The organism is Kribbella sp. VKM Ac-2566, assembly GCF_004366005.1.
GTDB classification, from domain to species: domain Bacteria; phylum Actinomycetota; class Actinomycetes; order Propionibacteriales; family Kribbellaceae; genus Kribbella; species Kribbella pratensis.
In genome coordinates this window covers 333,097-352,249 of record NZ_SODT01000012.1, presented here as the reverse complement: position 1 = coordinate 352,249, position 19,153 = coordinate 333,097, and the positions used below count along the sequence as shown (strand labels likewise).

Here is a 19,153-nt window from a genome sequence, read left to right as displayed (position 1 = left end):
CGTCCACATTTGCTGGGTCAGCCAGCGAATCTGATGGGTCAGCCAGCGAATTTGATGGGTCAGCCAGCGAAATGCGGGGTTCCACACCCTGAGTTTCGGTCACGAACCCCCAATTTGACTGGCCAACCCAGCAAATTGCCTGGTCAACCCAGCAAATGGCGCCGGGCTGGTCGAGCGACGGCCGGCGAGGGGATGGGGTGTGCTCAGGCGGTGCAGAGTAGTTCGCCGTGGAGGATGGAGATGCAGGCGTCGGGGGTGTCGGCCCAGGTCCGCCACGCCTGGGAGATCGCCTCGAGTTGCTGCTCCGGTACGCCGGATGCGCGCGCCTGATCCGCCAGAGCCGACTTGAGGATGCGGTCCGCCCACATGCCGCCCCAGAAGGCACGATCCTCCGGGCTGGCGAACGCCCAGGTCGACGTGGTCGCTTCCGCCTGCTCGAAGCCGGCCGCGAGCGCCCACGACAGCAGGCGCCGGCCCGCGTCCGGTTCACCCCTGTTCGCGCGCGCCATCCGCTGGTAGAGCGCCATCCACTCGTCCAGTTCGGGAAGCTCCGGGTACCAGACGAAGCCGTGATAGTCCGAGTCGCGGACCGCGACAATGCCGCCGGGCTTGCACACCCGCCGCATCTCCCGCAGCGCCTGCACGGGATCCGCGACGTGCTGCAGAACCTGATGCGCGTGCACGACGTCGTACGTGTCGTCCGGCAGATCCAGTGCGTGAACGTCGCCGACGACGAACTGCACGTCGAGCTCCAGGTTTTCGAACGCCGACTTGGTGATGTCGAGTGCGGCGGCGTTCGCCTCCAGCGCGGTCGTCCGGCCCGGTTCGACCAGGCGAGCCAGGTCAGCGGTGATCGTGCCGGGACCGGCGCCGACATCGAGCAACGACATCCCGGGCCGCAGGTGCGGCAGCAGGTATCCGGCCGAGTTCTCGGCGGTCCGCCAGCTGTGCGACCGCAGGACTGACTCGTGATGGCCGTGCGTGTACACGTTGTTCATCCCAGGCTCCTTTGCCTTGCTCGATGGTCCTCACGCTAGCCCAGGATCTTACTGAATGAGACATATCATCTTGCAATAAGAGACGACATACGTGACCGAATATGGCCAGACCGGGCCTGTGTCCGCGGGTGAACCTTGAGGGACTCGAACAGAACCCAGGAGGATTCCGATGCTGGCAAAGGTGTTTCCGATCAAGCTGAAGGACGGCCACCAGGCCGCTGCCGAGGCGATCGTGCAGGAGTTCGCGCCGAAGGGACCGGGTGCCGAGGAGGGTACGTTGTCCTTCCGCGTGTACCGCGACCCGTCGAACCCGGACTACCTGTTGTTCGTCGAGCATTTCGCGGACCAGGCGGCGTACGGCGCGCACACCGGGTCGGCGGCGTACAAGGAATTGATCGCCGGCCGGTTCGCCGACCTGATCGTCGAGTTCGTCGAGGTCGATCACGAACTGCTGGTCAGCCTGTGAACGACCTGGCGCGACGGCTGCGCGAACTGCACGGACAGCCGCCGCTCGTCCTGCCGAACGCGTGGGACGCCGGCTCAGCGCGGGCGATCGAGGCCGCGGGGGCGACGGCGATCGCGACGACGAGCGCGGGTGTCGCCTGGGCCGCCGGTGTGGACGACGCCGGCGGACTGAACCAGGAGTCCGCGATCGCTGCACTACGCGCGATCTGCGCGGCAGTTTCCGTCCCGGTCACGGCCGACATCGAGGCCGGGTACGGCGATGTCGCGGGGACGGTGACCGCTGTCGTCGAGGCGGGTGCGGTCGGCATCAACCTCGAGGACAGCACGGCCCGGGTCCTCGACGATCCGTTGGTGCAGGCCGAGCGGATCAAGACGGCACGCGCTGCAGCTGTTGCCGCTGGCATCGATCTGGTGATCAACGCGCGGACCGACACGTATTTGTTCAGTGACCGGACCGGCACGATCGAACGCGCGAAGATCTACGCCGACGCGGGCGCGGACGTGCTCTTCGTCCCTGGCGTGGTCGACCTTCCGACGATCGCCGAACTCGTGTTGGAGTCGCCGCTGCCGCTCAACGTGATGGTCGGCCCAGGTGCGCCGACGGTCGCTGAGCTCGCGGAGGTCGGCGTGGCGCGGATCAGCGTCGGGCCGGCGATCACGAGCGCGGCGTACGCGCTGGCTCAATCGGCCGCCAAGGAACTGCTGACCAGCGGCACCTACGCGGGATTGACCAGTTGAGTGCCTACGAGGCGTTGACCAGTTGATAGACGGCGGCGAGCGAGCGCCACGGGCGGAGGTGCTCGGCCTCGCCGCCGAACGGCCAGGCGTCGCGAGCTCCGAGGCGCAAGGCGATTTCCTGCGCGGCGCGCGGGCTCGTGACGGCCGCAAGCGATCGGAGCTCCACGCCTGCCTGAAGTGTAATGTTGCCGTCAGCAACTTCGCGCGCGAGTGGGCCGATCAGCTCCGCTCCGGTCAACGCCTCCGGTCCCGGGAACGCGTGCGTCAATCCGTGCCCGAGCCCGGGGACCGGTGCGCCGTACACCTCGACGAGTTTCCGCAACGCCTCGGTCCCGTCGTCCGGAGCGAGCCGGTCCCGGACGACCGCCTGGACCGCAACCTCGAACGGACCCCACGCGCCAGGAACACGTATTCCGGGACGCGCGGCAACGAGCGGCCCGAGGTCGGCGTCCGCGGCCAGATGCTCCCTGGCGCGGATCGGCTCATGATCGAGCCCGACGAGCCGGGTGGCCCGGTCGACGGCATGGATGACGCCCTCCCAGAACGGGAGATGCGCGCGCAGAATCAGGTGATCGTCACCGCCCGCACCGATCTCCAGCAGGCCGGGCTCACCGTCGAGCGAGATCGTCCGCCGATAGACGCCGTCCTCGACCGACTCGACGCCCGGGACCGCGTGCGCCCGGAGGTACGTGCTCATCGCTGCCCAGTCGTACGGCGGAGTGAACGGCAACCGCAGCACCAGACCACCATCCGCTGCGAGGCGGTCGCCGCGGCGCCGGCGATCGCGAAGCGCGCGCGGTGACGCGCGGAAAATCTCGCGCATCGCCCGGTTGAACTGGCGAAGGCTGCCGAAACCGGACGCGAACGCGATTTCCGCGACGCCGAGATCGGTGTCGTCCAGCAGACGTCGCGCGAAGTGCGCCCGCCGGGAGCGGGCGAACTGATCCGGCGTGACACCCAGGTGCTCGTGGAACATCCGCCGCAGGTGCCGCGCCGACACCCCGAGGCGCGTACCCAGCGCCTCCTCACCCGACTCGTCGAGCAGGCCCGCGATGATCAGTTGCACCGCACGGCAGACCAGCTCGGGCGCCTCGTCGGCCACAGTCCCGGCGACCCGGTACGGCCGGCAGCGCAAACAGGCGCGATACCCGGCCGCCTCCGCGGCGGCGGGCAGCTCGAACGTGCTCACGTTTTCCGCGAGCGGCTTGGCCCCGCACCCGGGCCGGCAGTAGATCCCCGTCGTACGGACCGCGGAATAGGTGGTCACGAGAACACGCTAGGCGGGGCCACCGACAGTTCTGACACGCGTTTTACACCGAGCGCCCACCGTGACGGCTAAGGTACGGCGGGTGCAGTCGAAACCGATGCTGGTCGTGGTGAGTGGGCCGCCCGGGACCGGGAAGACGACGCTGGCGCACCGGATCGCGGCCGCGATCGGCTGCCCGGCGATCTGCCGGGACGAGATCAAGGAAGGCATGGCGCACGCGACCCCGGGCTTCGTGCCAGGCCCCGGCGACCCACTGACGATGCGGACGCTGTCGACGTTCTTCGACGTACTCGGCCTGCTGATCGGCCGCGGTACGACGGTGGTCGCGGAAGCGGCGTTCCAGGACCGGCTGTGGAACCCGGGCCTGACCCCGCTCCTCGGCCGCGCCGACGTCCGGATCGTGCACTGCACGGTCCCGGCCGAGGTTGCGCTCGAGCGGATCACCGCCCGGACCAGCTCGGACCCACGCCGTTCTGCTCACGAGGATGCGCAGATCAGCCCGGATGCCCGGCTCCGCACCCACAACTCCTTCCAGCCCGTTGATCTGCCGGTTCCTTCCATCACCATCGATACGACTGCCGAGCCATCGATCGAGGAAGTGCTGGCGTTCTTGTCGCGCTAACGACAGGAGGTAGTCGCGTCGGAGCGGCCGGGTCCGGGGCGCGCACGCGAGGAGTCGACGGGCGTGGTGGACTACCTCCTGTCGTTAGCGGTTCGCGGAGGGGTCCACATGCTTGAGCGGTTTGCCGGGTTGACCACTGCACATGTTGCGGATGCTTGTGTCAGGGCCGGGGTGCCGGTGCGGACGGTGTCGTTGACAGCGGTCGCAGGCGGTCGGGTCGCGGGGCGGGTGTTGCCGGCGCAGCATGTCGGCAGTGTCGACGTTTTCCTGGAGGCGTTCGAGTCCGCCGCCGAGGGCGACGTACTCGTCGTGGACAACGGTGGCCGGCGGGACGAGGCCTGCGTCGGCGACCTGGCCGCGCTGGAGGCTGCTGCCGCCGGTGTCGCTGGGATCGTGATCTGGGGTCTGCACCGGGACACGGTCGACATCGCCGCGATCGGGTTGCCGGTCTTCAGCCTCGGTGCATTGCCGACCGGGCCGTTGCGGCTCGACCCGCAGCCGGCCGATGCGTTGTCCAGAGCAACGATCGGCGAGTGGACGGTGACCCGGGACGACGTCGTACTCGCGGACGAGGACGGGGCGGTCTTCGTGCCGGCGGATCGCCTGGAGGAACTGTTCGACCTGGCGGAGTCGATCCGCGACACCGAGCACCGGCAGGCGGACGAGATCCGGGCCGGGCGGTCGTTGCGTGAGCAGGTGAGCTTCAAGCAGTACCTCGAGCGCCGGGCCGCCGATCCGTCGCTGACCTTCCGCCAGCATCTGCGCGCGGTGCGGGCAGCGATCGAGGAATGACCACGTGTCTGCTGGGTGAGGTCGCCGCCGAGCGGACCTGAGCCACTCACCAAGCCGGCGCCGCGGGTCAGCTGCGCGCTGAGCCGACCTACCCGTGACGCGTTTGGCGAGTGGCGCACGTCCGCCTCAACTGATCGCCGCTCGAATGGCGGGCACGACCTCCTGGGACCAGCGGGAGAGTTGGACTTCGAACGGGTCGGAGCCGCGTGGGAAGAGCGTGAAGCCGGCGGCGTCGTGGTTGAGGATTGCGTCGGTGAGTTCCTCGACCCATTGCTTTGCCGAGCCGCCGACCCAGCGGCCTTCCTCGTCGCGGGTACGGCGCAGCGGGATCGCGGTGATCGCACCGGGAAAGTTGTAGATCGTCGCGACGTCCGACGGTTTCCGGCCGACCGAGAGTGCCGCTTCGTCGATGATCGGGCGGGACCAACGGAAACGGTCGCTGAGCCAGTCGGCGGCGTGACCGGGGATCCAGCCGTCGGCGTTCCGGCCGGTCGCGGCCAGCGATTTCGGGCCGTTCGAGCCGGTCCAGATCAGCGGCGCGGGTACGGCGGCGGGGCGGAGGGCACCGATCGGGTAGTGCTTGGTCGGCGCCGGGGTACCGCCGTCGGACATCGAGTGGACGAGCTGCATCGCCTCCTCGAACGCCTCGACCGCCTCGGCCGGACGCAGTTCCGGCACGCCCATCATCGTGATGCGGTCCCAGGCCCCGCCGGCGCCGAGCCCGAGGACGAAGCGGCCGTCGGACAGTGCCGACAACGAGGTCGCCGTACGGGCGAGGACCGGTGCGGGCCGCAGCGGCAGGTTGGTCACGTTGACGAACGCCGACAGTCGCTCCGTTCGCCCCAGGATGAAGGCGATCGCGGCGTAGCCGTCGAGCATGTCCGGGACGTACGGGTGATCGGCGAGGCTGACGTGATCGAGACCGTCCCTATCGGCCTGCTGCGCGAGCCGGACGATACCGGCCGCTTCCCGCACCGAGTCCGGCGATCCATATCCGAACCGCACGTTCATATCGACTCCTCAGGTAGTTCGTTGTTCTAACTAGTTGTAGCACGAAATGTTAGCACTGCAAACTATTAGGCCAACGGACTATCATTGGGGACATGGCGACGACGACGGCTGCCCGGGACACCGATCTCGCGAGCGCGCTGGTGCAGATGATGCACCGGTTGCAGGACCTCCACGCCGAGACGAGCCGCCCGCTCGGCCTGACCCCGCAGCAGGCACATCTCCTGTGCGTGCTGCTCAGCGGCCCACTCGGCATGACCGAACTCAGCCGCATCCTGAGCATCGAACGCTCCAGCCTCACCAGCATGGTCGACCGCCTGGAACGCCGTACCTTGGTCGCTCGCACCCCCAACCCCACCGACCGCCGCGCCAGCCAGATCGAGCTGACCCCTGACGGCCTGGCCCTCGCGCACGAGGCCCACGACGCGGTGGTCAACCGCATCAACGCGATGACTGCCGACCTCCCCCGCACCACGCGCGCGACCATCACCACAGCACTGCAGTCGATCCTGACCCGATGAGCTACCAGTACGTCGCTGTGGCCGGCGCCCGCATCGCCTACCGGGCAAGCGGTTCCGGGCCCGCGCTCGTACTGATGAAGAACAACCGCCGCCCGCTGGACTACCCGGTCGCATCCGTGCTCTCCCAGCGATTTCGGGTCCTGCAGATCCATCCCGTCGGGTTCGGCGCCGGCGACCGGCCCGCGGAATACGATTTCGGCAGCATCGGCCGGCAGGTGCTCGCCGTACTCGATCACGAACGCATCGATCGGTTCGCCGTCTGGGGATTCTCACAGCCGGCTTGTATGTCGGCGATCGTCGCCCGGTCGACGGATCGGGCGGCCGCACTGGTGATGGGCGGCGTACCGCCGATCGGTTTTCCGACCGACGCCACGATGCGCCGGATGGAGCGGGAGCCGCGGCTACCAAAGGCTGCGCTGGAGTTCTGGCGGAGCTATCGCTCGTACGACTGGCACCACGAGCTCAGGTTCTATGCGGGGACCAAGGTGGCGTACATCGGCACCGCTGACCCGGCGATCCGGCGGCTCCGGAAACTCCGGCCGGTGCTGGAAGGTATCGGCTTCCGCTATCTGGAGTTCGACGGGTTGAGCCATACCGCGTGCGGGCTCGGCGACGAGTCAGCCGATGGTCTGCGCGTTGCGCAGACAGTGGCGGATCGGCTGCTCGGCCAGGGCGCAGCGTGAAGTCGCGCTAGCGCCTGCCGCCGAACTCCCACGGGCGTACTTCGGCGTTGTCGGCCTGGATGAGGTTTGCGGCGGCCTCTGGGCTCGGCGCTTCCACCAAGGCGGCCCGTCCTACGTGACTGTCGTCGGTTAGGAGGTCGCCGTACATGATCAAGTGGTCAGACGTGAGCGGGCGCGCGGCGTCCTTGGTGAGGACGAGGTAGCGGTTGTAGCCCTCGACGGCAGTCGCGAAGTCCCACATCGTGCGGCCCGGGTTGTGGTTGTGAAAACGCTGGACTTCCACGGTCTCGAAGGCACCGGCGCGGTAGTACGGCTCGTCATACGCGAACCTGCCGGCCGCCTCGTCGTCCGGCAGTACGACGATGTGCAGGCTGCCCGTCGTTCGCTCGCGGTCGTCGGTCAGCGTCGGGCCACGGGCGATCAGACGGTCGGCGTACTCGTCCATGAACGCCCAGTGTTCTTCCTTCAGCGCGACCTTGATCTCGAATCCATCCGGCTTGTCACGCCCATAGACGAAGTACTCCATGCTCAGCTCCTCCGGACCCGTGAAAACCGTAGACCGTAGTGCGTACGGCGGGTCGCCGTACGCACTACGCGTGGCGCGGGGTCAGGCTGTGGCGGCCAGGTGGATGCGCAGGATCGTGTCGTAGTCGACGACCTCGACGCCGGCCGCGGGGGTCACGGTTCCCTGGGAGGGGACGATCACCAGTTGGCGCAGGTCGCTGACGTCGACGTCGTACTTCGACTTCACCTGGGAACGGTTCTCCGCGTTGCCGAGGTACTCCGCGTACTGCGCAAGCTCGGTCGCGCTGTCCTGCACCGGCGCGCGGAAAACGCGGCGGCGCTTCTTTCCGTTGACCGTGTCGACGACCGGGAGTTCGAGCCGGCCGACGACGTGGCTGCCGTCCGCGCGCTCGAGGATGAAGTCCGGGTGCAGGTCGCCGAGCGCCGGCTGCCGGACCAGCTTGGTCGCGTCGAACGCCGACAGCAGGATGCTCTCGTGCTTGTCCAGGAACTCGTCGACGGTCGAATCCTGCAGACCGTGCGCGAGATAGGTGCTCTCGAACGCGTCCGCCTTCAGCACGGCCGGGTCGACCGGCAGGCTGATCGTGCCGATCGGGTCGAGGTGCGGGCTGGCGTTGGAGTAGTTCCGGAGGAAATCGAGGTACTTGTCGGCCGGCTCGGAGCGGTGGATCGCGAGCGCGAAGAACACCCAGTGCGCGCGGAGCGAGTCGCCCGCGGTGTGCACGAGCAGCGCGCGGTCGAAGGTCGAGTAGTTTCCCGGCCCGAACCGCAACAGCTCGTCCGCCGGGCCGACGACCTCGCTTCCGAGCATGTTCCCGGTACCCGGAAAACGTTTTTCGAGGGCGCTCTTGCCGGCCTCGGTCGTGATGGTCGCGTCCTTGAACCAGTTCTGTCCCTTGAGGTTCGCAACCACGGTGCGGCCGTCGCCGATCCCGAAGTACTCCTCGACCGTGGCGGCCTTCTGCCGCCGGACTTCGAGCGTCCGGTACTCACGGCTCAGCCCGACGAGCTCGAGGATGTTCCAGTCCGGCGTCTCGGTCAGCACCATCATCCGCGGGAACAGCATCGGCCCGGGCAGCTCGGTCCGGTGACTCACCGGCAGATGCCCGGCGGCCTCCTTCAGGTGCTCCCCCCAGAACTGGCTGTTCACCTTCACGAACTCGGTGGGTTTCATCGTTCTCCTCGCTCAGACACTCGGACTCAACCTTCAACTCCCGCCCGAGCTGACCCTATTCCCCACTATCTCAGCGCGATCAGGCTGTCCCTGCCGCTGACCAGGATCAGCTCGCCGGCGGCAACGACACCGGCCCGGCAGTTGACCTCCGGATCCAGCGGGACGTACTCGACAGGTGCGCCCGCGACGACCTTCGCGATTCGGCAAGCGTTTTCGTTACCCATCAGGAACACCCGTCCGCTGGGCGTCACGGCGTACCGGATGCCCGACGGAATGCTCGGCTGCGCAGTAGAGACGACCTGACCGTTCGCGGCGTCGACGAACCGTACGACGGTCTGCGTGGTGCGCTCCGCGGCACCCAGGCAGCTGAGCAGTACGACGCGGTTGGTAGCCGGCTCGATCTGGACCGGGCAGGACCAGTCCTGCGGAATCTCGGACTGCCAGCGCACTTCCCCGGAATGCGGGTCGAGGGCAGTCAGCTGCCTCGGATGCTGGACGCTGCCCTCGATGCCGACGACCAGGCCGCCGACCGTCGTCAGGTCGCTGAGCGAGCCGTCGCGCATCCAGCGTTTTCCGCCGCGCTTCAGGTCCAGGCCGACGAGTTGGTCGGGGAGGTTGCCGCAGCTGTGCCCCAGGTGGACTACCACCATGTCGGTGGTGGCCTCGGCGCTGATGCTGGTGCAGCGGCCGGGTTCGTACGTCCAGCGGTTGGAGCCGTCGAGCTTCGTCCCGTACAGCTTGTCGGAGCCTTTGCTGACCGACTTTCCGGTGATGAGCGGGTCGTTGTCGTCGATGTCGTAGTCGCGGGTGCGTTCGTGCCAGCCCGCCGTACGTTTTCCGGTGTCGGCGTCGAGGACGAGGTACCCGAAGTCGTCGTACCGGACGAGCAGCTTCTGACCGCCGTCCACGACAAACAGGTCGGGTTTGTCGTTCGTGTTCGCGCGGAGGTAGCGCCAGCGGGATTTGCCGGTCGCGGGGTCGAGCATCTCGACAGTGCCGCGTCCCCGCGCGACCGCGATGCCGTGCGCGGTCGCGACGGTCTCACCGAAGTCGAGCCGGCCGGTGTTCGTCCACATCCGGTCGCTGCCGTACACGACAGATGCCGCGTCGACGTTCGCCGGAGGATGGTCGCCCTCGACGTGCTCGTTCGCGCTGAACATGTAGGCGCGCTGGAGCGGGTCGATGACGTAGAGGGTCACGAGGACCACTGCCACGACGGCCGCGAACGCGGCGAGCATCTGGCCGCGATTCCTCGTGACGCCGGGCGGGAACCTGGTCGCGGCGAAGGCGGCCGCGCTGGCCAGGATCAATAGGACGGACACAGTCACCAGGAGCGGAACACGTTGTCCGACCCCTGAGGCTCCGGTGGTCGGCGGGACGGTGAGCAGGACGATCGCCAGGCAGACGAGCCCGATCGCTGCGGGTACGGCGGTGAGAATGCGGGCCTTGCGGTCGGCACGACGTACCGCCCACCAGAGGCCGGCGACCGCTGCCGCCGCGAGGACCGCCATGACGATCGCTTGCCACTTCGGATCGCTCTTGAACGCGGGGATCCGCCACGGCTGCCCGATCGCCGCGGCACCCGCCACGAAGGCCAGGAACGCGGTCAACACAGCCAGCACCGACAGCCCGGTCCGCTGCCAACCGCGCCATACGGGCGGAGTCAGTTGGTCCAGCAGCTCAAGCTCGGCAGTGAGATTGGCCCGGGCCGCTTCGTCGTACCGCTCGTGAGCGAGCTGCGTCCGATAGATCCGCTCGGACGCCAGCATGGTCTGGAGCTGTTCCCGGCGTGCCTTCGCGTCGAAACGGGTGTCACGGCGTACTTCGGACGCATACGTCGAGTACTGCGAATCCGCGAGTACGGCGTCGACCGCATCAAGCAGCACGTCCGCGTTGGCACCGTCGCCTTGAGTGGGGTCGCCGCCGGTGAGCCGGACCAGTCGGGCAACCTCAGCAGTCCGCACGGGAGTCACGCCGTACGTCGGCAGCAGCTCCTCCGCCAACTGCGCCGACGCCTCAGCATCCTCCCGCGCCGTATTCGTCTTGGCATGCTCCGCCCGGTGGAACCAGGCCGCCAACCGCACCGCGACCGGATCCGTACACAACTGCTCCAACGACTCCAGCGCAGTCAGCACATCGGCGAGATACCGCTCCCGATAGGCAACCCGCCCCTTCTCCGAGTACCGCCCCACCAACTCATCCGCCAGCGCCCCCGCACCAGGAACCACGTCATCCCACAATCCCCGCAATCCAGCCACCCGCCGATACTGACAGATCCCTGGTCCGGCCCGTTGTCAGGAAATGCAGGCGATCAAGCAGTCGGGCCGATCCCCGAACCCGGCTCCTGCTGCGCCAACTCACTCGGCGTACGGCGCAATTCAACGCGCAACGCCCGAACCTCCTCCACGAGAGCGGATACCTGCACTCTCAGATCCGCCTCCTCACGTTCCTGCCGTGAGACGTGCTCGACGAACCAAGAAGCCAGCGCAGCAGTCACCACACCAAGCAGCGCGATCCCGCCGAGCATCAGCCCGACACCCGCAACGCGGCCCGCACCCGTGATCGGATAGCGATCCCCGTACCCCACCGTGGTGATGGTCGTCACAGCCCACCACGCGGCATCGCCGAAGTTCTTGATACTCGCCGACGGCTCAGAACGCTCCGCATCCAGGACCGCAACCGCCGCGGTGAACCCCAAGAGGCCGACACCACCGACCACATAAACCATCGCGCGACCACGCAACGAGGTCGCCGCCCGCCGGTTCAGCCGGCCCAACGCAGTCACAACCCGCAACGCCCGCAACGGCCGAAGGAGCGGCAACGCCAGCACCAACAGATCAACAACATGCTCCCGAAGGAACCGCATCCGCCGCCGGGCAAGCCCCAACCGCAGCAGAAAGTCGCCGGCAAACACCGCCCAGATCACAACCGTCGCCACAGAGCAGGCTCGCCGCAGCGACCCCACCATCCCAGGCTCAAGAACCGGCCAAGAGTAGGCCCCCAAGAACAAGACGGCGGCCCCCGTCAACGGCCACTCAACAACCCTCTGATATCCCTCCGCGAACGCGTCCCGCCGCATAACTCCCCCTTACAACACCGCTCCCCAAGCACAGTGTGTTACGAAAGTCGCACCTCTCCTACACACCGCCCCCAACCCCCGTGAGCCAAGCGCCCAAGCCGACCTCGCGGCCAAGCCTCCCCCGGCCAGCCCCCGCGGAGCTTCCCGCCCAAGCCAACCCCTGCACCCGAGCTCTCCGCCCAGGCAAGCCACCGCGCCCAAGCCTCCCGCCCAACCCAGCCACCGCACCCGAGCCGCCCCGCCAAACCCAGCCACCGCACTCGAGCTTCCCGACCAAGCCGACCACCGGAGCCGAGCGAAGCGAAGGCGCAAAGGGGGTGCGGGTGGCGGAGCCCCCGCCGGCGGCAAGCGGAGCGCAGCCGCACAACACGACGAAGGCGAGGCGGTCAGCGCAAGAATTGCGCGACACACCTCGCCCATCGCTTTCGTGGCGGGTGCAGGGTTCGAACCTGCGTAGGCATACGCCGACAGATTTACAGAGGGGCACCTGCAACGCTCTGGCCTGCGCGGATGTCAGCAGACAGTCAAACTCCCGCACCAATTCCGCGTCGCACACCTCTGCGGGCAGTGTGGACGCCCTCCGCCCGCGCTCCACGAGCGGTCCACAGCCCGTTCGGCACGATCCCTCAGAGCGGCGCGCCGGGATGCGTTCAGGTGGGTGCCGGCGCTGGTCAGACCTGAGGCAACCCAGCAGACTGACAGGGATGCTGGCAAGGCAATGGAGGGGCCATGACGGAGACCGAAATCTGGAGAATCCAGCTTCTCGACTGGCTCTTCGACTTCCGACCGGCGAACCCGGGGCACTTCGCCAAGATCGTCGACTTCCTTGACGAGGATGAGCGGACAGACGGTCGCCTACACGGCTTGTTACGCGGGATCTTGCACCGGCTCCGCGATGAAGACCTCATCACTCTTGCGGAAGGGATGGGCTTCGACGGTCTCGATGCATCGATCACAGCCGCAGGCATGGCCGACGTCGAGGCTCGGCGCGAGCGTCGGCATGACCCGGCGCTGCGCAATTCCGCCGCTCGAGACGCCACCCTACGGTGGATCAACCGACACCCGCGATCACCGGATCCTCGCGACATGCTGGTCGATCGAAGCACCTACTACGAAGGCCAGCCGTTAGAGATTGCGGATCTGACGGCGGCGCTGGAGTACCTGCTCAGCAAGGATCTCGTGACTGGTGTGACGAAGGTTGCGGAGTTTGTCCTGTTGGAGCCTGAGCTAACCAGCAAGGGGATTGACTGTGTAGAACAGTACGGAGGATCGGTCAGCGTCTATCTGAAACGGGGCGGCGAAGGCGGCGGAACACAGCACAACGTCAACTTTCATGGACCGGTATCAGGCAATGTGGCATGGGCCAGTGAGACCGTTACACAGACCGCAACCACCACTGGGATAGCCGGCGACGAACTAGCTGTCCTCGTTCACGCGATTATTGAGGCCATTCCCTCGCTCGGTCTTCCTGCCGAGGAGAGCGCCAAACTTGCCCGCGAGCTTGAGGTCATCGACGCTGAACTGGTAACCACTTCGCCCGACGCGGGCGTCGTGCAGACCTTCATGCGGCGGGTCCTTGCGACTGTCGGCGGCGCGGCCAACAGCGCGCTTGCCGCGGTACTAATGGCCTACGCAAAAGATCAGATGCGGAAACTCGGCATCCCCATCGAGTGAGCTGCGACCTCTGGGTTATGAGTAGCCCTGACGCCGTCTCACTGGCCTCACCGAGTACCACGCGCCGAGGGCGACACCTCGTAAGCAGGTCTCAACTGTCTCATCCGTAGCGATCCGACCGGGGACGTGCCAGGACAGCTCGGTCACAGATGTGGTCACGGCTCGACCGCTTCCATGCCATTCACACCTGGCGTTCGGTGGCGTGCTCACGTGAGCCTGCCGGTTGTCCGCCGACGTCCACGGTCGTCCTGGCGCATGTTGCTCCGTTGTCACTCAGTTAGTCACTCACCGAGTAGGGCCTCTGCCAGGCTCCAGAGGATCACGCAGCCACTCATCCACTGCCTCGCAGACGGCTCGAAAGAAAGGCACGACCTGCGTGGACAGCCAGGCATCTAGGTGGTCCGCTGATACCACTTCGAAAGTGAAAGTATCGGGCATTCCCTCTGCACTGAAATTTCGAACAACCGGGAAATAGTGCGGGTGAGTCACTTCTGTATTCTCATCGTTGATCCAGAGCACGCCTCTTAAGGGTGCAGTCGTAACAAGCGCACTCCGCGTAAACGACACGGCGAAGTCGCCGGGCTCATTGGGATCTAAATCCCTGGCGACGCTCGAATACTTGCTTTGCGCCTTAACCAAAGGCAATACGATCGAGTCGTAAACCGAAGTGTTCTTGGCCAACCAAGTTTGTTTTCGCTCCATCAACACGAGCTGCGTCGCCAACATCTCCGCAAACGCCAGAGGTTGGGGGGCATTGTGCAAGCCGTAATAGTGATAGAAGTTGTGCGACGAGAATCCTTCCAGCTGCCCATGGGTCGCATCCCGGACCGGGTCGAATGGCGCGAACCGAAGTTCCCTCGGGGGCCGGTAGCGCTCCGCCTTCGTTGGAGTTCCACCCACCCCAACAAGCGGGCCTGATGACCACTTCTTGCATTCGATCAGCACATGCATGAATACCGGAATTCGACCTTGGACTCGCTCACTCAAGATACCCACCACGTCCATTTCGCGATGCGTCTCGGTTTGGGGATCTGAGTACGCGACACCAACGAACGCCCTGAAGCCATGGCTCAGTAAAGCACTATGCACCTGGCGCTCTAGCAAGAAGCCGGTCTGGTTCACAGCCTGAAGAACATCACCATCACTTGGACCATCGGGCACTTCGACAGATTCGTTACTCATTCCGCGCCACCATCTCTTAAGGGGTCTTTCGCTCAGATCTAGTCCGGAACACCCAATTCAGCCCTAGCTGCCGCTATCCAGTCGTCACCTGCGAGAGTGAATTCTTCGTCTGCCCGCTGAAATTCGTCGGCAAGTTTAGCCATGCCGACATATTCGATATGCGGAAGAACAGATTCATCTGTGCCGCGACGGGACTTGCGTTCCTCGATAATCGCAGCCAACATTAATGGTCCCTCTGCTGGATGTGCGACCATTGCGACAACTCTCCTCTCGTACTGTTCAGTCGCAGAAAGTAGATCTTCGAGCGTTATACCCAGCCTCAACGCCTTATGGCGGGTCTCTCTTGCCGAGATGAGCGCACATTGCTCGAGTTGCTCCTCTAGAATCTTGCTGCCTTCTCGCATTCGGGTGATAGCCGTCGCTATCGCAGCATGATCATCGAGATACATCAGATCGATCGAGCTCTTGGAAACCGCCTGGTAAGCCGATGAAGCGATCTGATAGGTGCTAAGGCGACGTTCACGCCACTCAAGAGTGTCCCTTTGCGCACGCTCGCGGGCTTGCTGGTCCCGAGCATCGATCAATTGGAGATTCAAGCGCTCAATCTCAGCGCCATGACGCCGCTGATCAGCGGCCGCATCACGTCGCCCTTGTAACCAAGCACCCGCCTGACCTGCAAGCAGCCCCACTGCGCCGGTGGCAACGATCGCCCACAGATCCATCTACCCTCCCCTCACCACTGTTCGACTCAGAGCTGCGCTTCCTGCGCCTCTGCAATCAGTCCCATCACCTCTGATACGAGGGGCGTAACCACTGCAACTGTGCCGGCCGAATGGAAGGTGTGTTGCATCCCGTCTACATCGAGCACCTGGGCGCCCGCTTCCCGTGCAATCAGGACGCCAGCACTCGTATCCCATGGTTTGTTGTTGAACATGATCGAGGCATCCAGGCTGCCGTCAGCCACCCAGGCGAGATCGGTGGCAGCCGTGCCGAGCATCCGGATTCGTTGAATTTGTGCAGCAAGCAGAGACGTGAGTGCGAGGCGTGGAGCATTCCGTTCCGCCGAATTATCCCCGACCGCGTAGTCTCCAATAGCGATAATTGCATCTTCGAGACGACTGCACTTGCTGCCGTGAATCTGACGCCCATTGCAGTATGAGCCACTGCCAAGGCACCCCGCATAGCGTCGCGAGAGGAAGGGCATATCGATTACACCAACTAGAGACGAGTCCCCCGCTACTAACCCGAGAGATATTGCAACCAGCGGTATTCCATGAACGAAATTAGCTGTTCCGTCTATCGGATCAAGAACCCACAACAAGCCGCCCGAGTCGTCGCCGGAACGACCCTCCTCCTCACCCAGAAACTCAATTTCAGGCGTCGCCTTTGCCAAATGCGACCTAATGGCATGCTCAACGGCGAAATCCACCTCTGACGCCATATCCCGATCACCCTTGGATGTGACCGTTCCCAAGTCCTGCGTTACCGCTGCCTCGCGGCCGATATCTACTGCCTCGTTCGCGATATTGAGGAGCCTCGACAGGTCTGTCATATCGTCTTACCCGACTCCCAGAGTGAGGAGAATATTTGGTCATAGACAGCGTACAGATCGGACGACTCGTTACCCGTTCGCTCCATGACAAATGTTGGCGAATCCAGCCCTCGGAGCGCTGGCAGGTAGGTTTGCATGACGCAGAGCCTCTGGTCAATGAACATGAGGTTGAAGCGGATCGTTTCGTCATACATCCGCAGTTCCAGCTTGTCGGCCGCTCCCCCGAGATCGTCTCGGAGCCTGCTCATGATGTTGATGTTTCCTCGTGACCAGGCCGAGAGGTGCCCCTCTTCGTGACCTTCCTCGCGATTTCGGCGCTGGATCGATTCGCCGTCCGGGTCGAGGAACAGCAGGCGAACTGACGCCCGTCGTAGGAGCGCCCGCAACTTGAGGTCCGGGTACTGCTGGCAGATCAGGTTCAGCGACAGCCCAGCCGCCGCCACATCGGAGGCGCTGTCGAACAACTTCGGCGTCGGGATCTCGTGTGAGAACTCTGTACGGCTGGTGTAGATCGCGGTCACGCCGGCCAACCCGGCCACCGGCGTCGCAGCGATCGGATTCGCGTTGTGTTGCGCTGGCGCGGTGGGCGATACGGGCACGGCTGTCGGATCGGCGGGCGGCTCATCCGGCCAAGGAAGGAACAGTGCCTCGGCTTTCCAGCCGGGAAACATGTGTTCCAGGATTCGGCAGTGTCCGGGGTGCGGTAGGCCAGTCAGCGAACCTGACAGCCATCGGTAGAACGTCGCTTTGCTCGGGTATCCGCCGACCTGCTCCCGATCGACCACGCGAGCCACCTTGTCGTACTCCCGGCAGAACGCCCGATGTTCCTGTAGGTGACGCTCGCGCAGTAGTGCTTTCAGTGCAGTTTCAGCCAGCATCACTGCTCCCCAGAGCTGGGTTTCGGTCTCGTCAAGTTATCAGTCTCATGAGACAGAGATGAGACTAGATGGGTCACGGATGGTCGAGATGAGATATACGCGGAGTTAGGGCGAGACTCGCGCTCTTCAAGACTTCTGGCATGACCAAGACCACGCACTACTCCGCAGCTCTGGAGCTCGACGGCTTCCGGCCGCGCTCCGCTGGCGGTACGCCTCGCTCTCGCGCCGTCTTCCGGATGTACGCCGCCGTAAACGGGGACAGCCGCTCAACCTCAGTTGGTGGAACGCCTGCCCGCAGCGCGTCGATGACCGCGTCTAGCAGCTCCTGGCGAGCTTGCTCATGGGTCGCTTCGGTCTGTCGGTATCGGGCGGTCGCGGCCTCTAGTGCACTGCGGGAGTCAGTCACGTCACACAGGATATCGCCTCCCTGTTGCGATCAACCGACAGTAGGCGCTACTGTAAATCGCAGCTCGAAAGCGATTTCGAGAAGCGACGCCCCGGCGGATGCAACCGCCGAGGCGTCCAGGTCGCACTAGTCGTCTTAAGAGGAGCGCAACCCATGAGCATCATCCACCTGTCGGCCGTTCGCCGCGAGGGTCCATCCGCCGCTGAGCTGGCCGCGATCGAGTACGAGTGGCCGCTGATCGCGGCCGAGCTGGACCTGTTGGACGCCGAGATCGCGGCCGTCAACGCCGGGCCGTACGCGTCGGAGCTAGAGACGCGCCGGGTCCGGCGTGCGAAGCGCCGGGTATTGGAGCTGGGCCGGGAGCTGGCCGACCACGAGCCGGAGACCGAGGGCGCGGCATGACCGGCGCGCAGGTTGTCGAGATGCCCCTCCCCGATCTCGTCCGGGTTGACGTCGGGTGGTGGAAGGTCGCGGGCTACGACCTCATGCAGGTCGTCTCGCCCCGTACGGCGCTGGGAACGGCCTGGATTGTCTGGCGCGGCGACCACGTCTTGCACACCACCGACACCCTGCCCCAAGCGGGCGACTGGGTCATCACGCAGTTCAGCGGAGGTGACGCACGATGACAACACTCGCGCAGTCCCCGCAGAATGCGCCGGCACTGTCGAAGCCCAACGGCGTCGACCGGCTGCGCACGGCTGCTGCTGAGGCCTCGCAGGTCCGTGCACTGTCCACGCATCCCGACGTGGTTGCACTGCGGGTGGAGTCGGTGCGCACGCAGGTTGACCGCTGCATGTGGGTCGGGATCGTGCTCGGTCTGGCTTTCACCATGGTCAACGTCCAAGCGTTCGCCGCGCAGGGGGCCGTGTTGTGGTCGCTGCCGTGGTTCGCCGCCTGGCTGCTGGACCCGATGGTGTCGCTCGTCCTGATCGCGGTCCTGCGCGCAGAGCAGATCACCGCCCGGTATCAGGTCAGCGATAACACGAATTGGATCCGCAAGACGAAGCGGTTCGCGTTTGCCGCGACGTACGTGATGAACACCTGGGCGTCGTTCGGTCACCGCGATATTGCCGGGATCGTTCTGCACTCGGTGCCGCCGCTACTGGTGTTCTGCGCTGCCGAGACCGCCCCGGTATTGCGGGACCGGCTCACTGAGGCCGTGCTCCGGGCAGAGCAGACCGCCGCGCTGGCCGCCCCGGAAGGGGCATCTCACCGCCTCGACACCACCCCGGCTACTGCCGAGCTGCCCACCAGTGCAGAGACGACGCAGACCGCCGCTGAGGCGATCAAGACCGCACCGGCTGCCCCGGGCAAGCCCAAGCCGTCACAGACCCGCAGGAAGCCCACTAAGCCCAGCAGGACCGGACGGAAGCTGCTGGCCGACTACGTCACCGAAGCCCTGGCAGCGGTCGAGCCGGGCGCCGCGGCCGACGCCATCACGCCCGCGTGGGCGCGGCACACGACCGGTTGCTCAACCGGCCTGTCAGCGAAGGTCGCCGCGGCTGTCCGCGACGAACTGACCACCGCCCCTCACACGAGCACTGACGACATGGACGCACCGGGCGAGACCGCCCGCGTTGCGGCCTGAC

The 19,153-nt window shown here is 65.6% G+C and carries 21 protein-coding genes; 10 read left to right on the top strand and 11 right to left on the bottom strand.

The window, feature by feature from the left end:
• Nucleotides 1–203 precede the first annotated feature (203 nt).
• Nucleotides 204–998 (bottom strand): methyltransferase domain-containing protein, encoded by a 795-nt coding sequence (locus EV647_RS28720; protein ID WP_134008272.1) that lies wholly within the window; start codon nucleotides 996–998, stop codon nucleotides 204–206.
• A 169-nt stretch (nucleotides 999–1,167) separates the two neighbouring features.
• Between EV647_RS28720 and EV647_RS28715 the strand changes: the two genes are divergently transcribed.
• Together EV647_RS28715 and EV647_RS28710 are read left to right on the top strand one after the other, a co-directional pair.
• A complete protein-coding gene (locus EV647_RS28715) occupies nucleotides 1,168–1,464 on the top strand; it encodes a putative quinol monooxygenase (protein ID WP_134008269.1) in 297 nt (98 codons plus the stop codon).
• Nucleotides 1,461–2,201 carry an isocitrate lyase/phosphoenolpyruvate mutase family protein gene (locus EV647_RS28710; RefSeq protein WP_134008266.1) on the top strand — a complete coding sequence of 247 codons (741 nt, stop codon included), beginning with the start codon at nucleotides 1,461–1,463 and terminating at the stop codon, nucleotides 2,199–2,201. The genes EV647_RS28715 and EV647_RS28710 overlap by 4 nt, the downstream gene beginning before the upstream one ends.
• A 4-nt stretch (nucleotides 2,202–2,205) precedes the next feature.
• On the opposite strand, the gene EV647_RS28705 is transcribed toward EV647_RS28710, so the two are convergent.
• Entirely contained in the window at nucleotides 2,206–3,468 is a 1,263-nt protein-coding gene (locus tag EV647_RS28705; protein ID WP_134008263.1) for an AlkA N-terminal domain-containing protein, read from the bottom strand.
• An 82-nt stretch (nucleotides 3,469–3,550) separates the two neighbouring features.
• Between EV647_RS28705 and EV647_RS28700 the strand changes: the two genes are divergently transcribed.
• Nucleotides 3,551–4,090, top strand: coding sequence for an AAA family ATPase (locus EV647_RS28700; RefSeq protein ID WP_238175633.1), 540 nt, complete (start codon nucleotides 3,551–3,553; stop codon nucleotides 4,088–4,090).
• 108 nt (nucleotides 4,091–4,198) lie between these two features.
• Nucleotides 4,199–4,882, top strand: a complete 684-nt coding sequence (locus EV647_RS28695; protein ID WP_134008260.1) for an RraA family protein — start codon at nucleotides 4,199–4,201, stop codon at nucleotides 4,880–4,882.
• A 126-nt stretch (nucleotides 4,883–5,008) separates the two neighbouring features.
• On the opposite strand, the gene EV647_RS28690 is transcribed toward EV647_RS28695, so the two are convergent.
• Nucleotides 5,009–5,893, bottom strand: coding sequence for an LLM class flavin-dependent oxidoreductase (locus EV647_RS28690; protein WP_134008257.1), 885 nt, complete (start codon nucleotides 5,891–5,893; stop codon nucleotides 5,009–5,011).
• 92 nt (nucleotides 5,894–5,985) lie between these two features.
• Between EV647_RS28690 and EV647_RS28685 the strand changes: the two genes are divergently transcribed.
• Both EV647_RS28685 and EV647_RS28680 read left to right on the top strand, forming a co-directional pair.
• Nucleotides 5,986–6,411, top strand: coding sequence for a MarR family winged helix-turn-helix transcriptional regulator (locus EV647_RS28685; protein ID WP_134008254.1), 426 nt, complete (start codon nucleotides 5,986–5,988; stop codon nucleotides 6,409–6,411).
• A complete protein-coding gene (locus tag EV647_RS28680) occupies nucleotides 6,408–7,094 on the top strand; it encodes an alpha/beta fold hydrolase (RefSeq protein WP_134008252.1) in 687 nt (228 codons plus the stop codon). The genes EV647_RS28685 and EV647_RS28680 overlap by 4 nt, the downstream gene beginning before the upstream one ends.
• 7 nt (nucleotides 7,095–7,101) lie before the next feature.
• Here the strand turns inward: EV647_RS28680 and EV647_RS28675 are convergent, their stop codons facing one another.
• The 4 genes from EV647_RS28675 to EV647_RS28660 all read right to left on the bottom strand — a co-directional run bounded on the left by EV647_RS28675 (nucleotide 7,102) and on the right by EV647_RS28660 (nucleotide 11,731).
• A complete protein-coding gene (locus EV647_RS28675) occupies nucleotides 7,102–7,620 on the bottom strand; it encodes a YciI family protein (RefSeq protein ID WP_134008249.1) in 519 nt (172 codons plus the stop codon).
• Nucleotides 7,621–7,701: 81 nt separating this feature from the next.
• The gene (locus tag EV647_RS28670; protein WP_134008246.1) at nucleotides 7,702–8,793 is read right to left on the bottom strand and encodes a hypothetical protein; all 1,092 of its coding nucleotides are present in this window, start codon (nucleotides 8,791–8,793) and stop codon (nucleotides 7,702–7,704) included.
• A 65-nt stretch (nucleotides 8,794–8,858) separates the two neighbouring features.
• Nucleotides 8,859–11,051, bottom strand: coding sequence for a PQQ-binding-like beta-propeller repeat protein (locus EV647_RS28665; protein WP_134008243.1), 2,193 nt, complete (start codon nucleotides 11,049–11,051; stop codon nucleotides 8,859–8,861).
• A gap of 53 nt (nucleotides 11,052–11,104) precedes the next feature.
• Nucleotides 11,105–11,731, bottom strand: a complete 627-nt coding sequence (locus tag EV647_RS28660; protein WP_202876347.1) for a potassium channel family protein — start codon at nucleotides 11,729–11,731, stop codon at nucleotides 11,105–11,107.
• Nucleotides 11,732–12,601: 870 nt separating this feature from the next.
• Here EV647_RS28660 and EV647_RS28655 point away from each other — a divergent pair.
• Nucleotides 12,602–13,546: a hypothetical protein gene (locus tag EV647_RS28655; RefSeq protein WP_134008237.1), complete on the top strand. Its 945-nt coding sequence runs from the start codon at nucleotides 12,602–12,604 to the stop codon at nucleotides 13,544–13,546.
• Between the two features lie 285 nt (nucleotides 13,547–13,831).
• On the opposite strand, the gene EV647_RS28650 is transcribed toward EV647_RS28655, so the two are convergent.
• From EV647_RS28650 to EV647_RS28635, 4 genes are read right to left on the bottom strand one after another with little or no spacing between them, the layout of a single operon-like run.
• On the bottom strand, nucleotides 13,832–14,728 hold the full coding sequence (locus EV647_RS28650) for a hypothetical protein (RefSeq protein ID WP_134008234.1): 897 nt from the start codon (nucleotides 14,726–14,728) through the stop codon (nucleotides 13,832–13,834).
• 38 nt (nucleotides 14,729–14,766) lie between these two features.
• Nucleotides 14,767–15,450 carry a hypothetical protein gene (locus EV647_RS28645; RefSeq protein WP_134008231.1) on the bottom strand — a complete coding sequence of 228 codons (684 nt, stop codon included), beginning with the start codon at nucleotides 15,448–15,450 and terminating at the stop codon, nucleotides 14,767–14,769.
• 26 nt (nucleotides 15,451–15,476) lie between these two features.
• Entirely contained in the window at nucleotides 15,477–16,280 is an 804-nt protein-coding gene (locus EV647_RS28640) for an inositol monophosphatase family protein (RefSeq protein WP_134008228.1), read from the bottom strand.
• Nucleotides 16,277–17,158 carry a DUF5919 domain-containing protein gene (locus EV647_RS28635; protein ID WP_134008225.1) on the bottom strand — a complete coding sequence of 294 codons (882 nt, stop codon included), beginning with the start codon at nucleotides 17,156–17,158 and terminating at the stop codon, nucleotides 16,277–16,279. The genes EV647_RS28640 and EV647_RS28635 overlap by 4 nt, the downstream gene beginning before the upstream one ends.
• Before the next feature lie 559 nt (nucleotides 17,159–17,717).
• Between EV647_RS28635 and EV647_RS28630 the strand changes: the two genes are divergently transcribed.
• Genes EV647_RS28630 through EV647_RS28620 form a run of 3 tightly spaced genes read left to right on the top strand, consistent with a single transcriptional unit; the run spans nucleotide 17,718 to nucleotide 19,152 of the window.
• Nucleotides 17,718–17,966 carry a DUF6284 family protein gene (locus EV647_RS28630; RefSeq protein ID WP_134008222.1) on the top strand — a complete coding sequence of 83 codons (249 nt, stop codon included), beginning with the start codon at nucleotides 17,718–17,720 and terminating at the stop codon, nucleotides 17,964–17,966.
• Entirely contained in the window at nucleotides 17,963–18,190 is a 228-nt protein-coding gene (locus EV647_RS28625) for a hypothetical protein (RefSeq protein ID WP_134008219.1), read from the top strand. Before EV647_RS28630 ends, EV647_RS28625 begins: the two co-directional genes overlap by 4 nt.
• The gene (locus EV647_RS28620; protein WP_134008217.1) at nucleotides 18,187–19,152 is read left to right on the top strand and encodes a hypothetical protein; all 966 of its coding nucleotides are present in this window, start codon (nucleotides 18,187–18,189) and stop codon (nucleotides 19,150–19,152) included. Before EV647_RS28625 ends, EV647_RS28620 begins: the two co-directional genes overlap by 4 nt.
• Nucleotide 19,153: the final 1 nt, after the last annotated feature.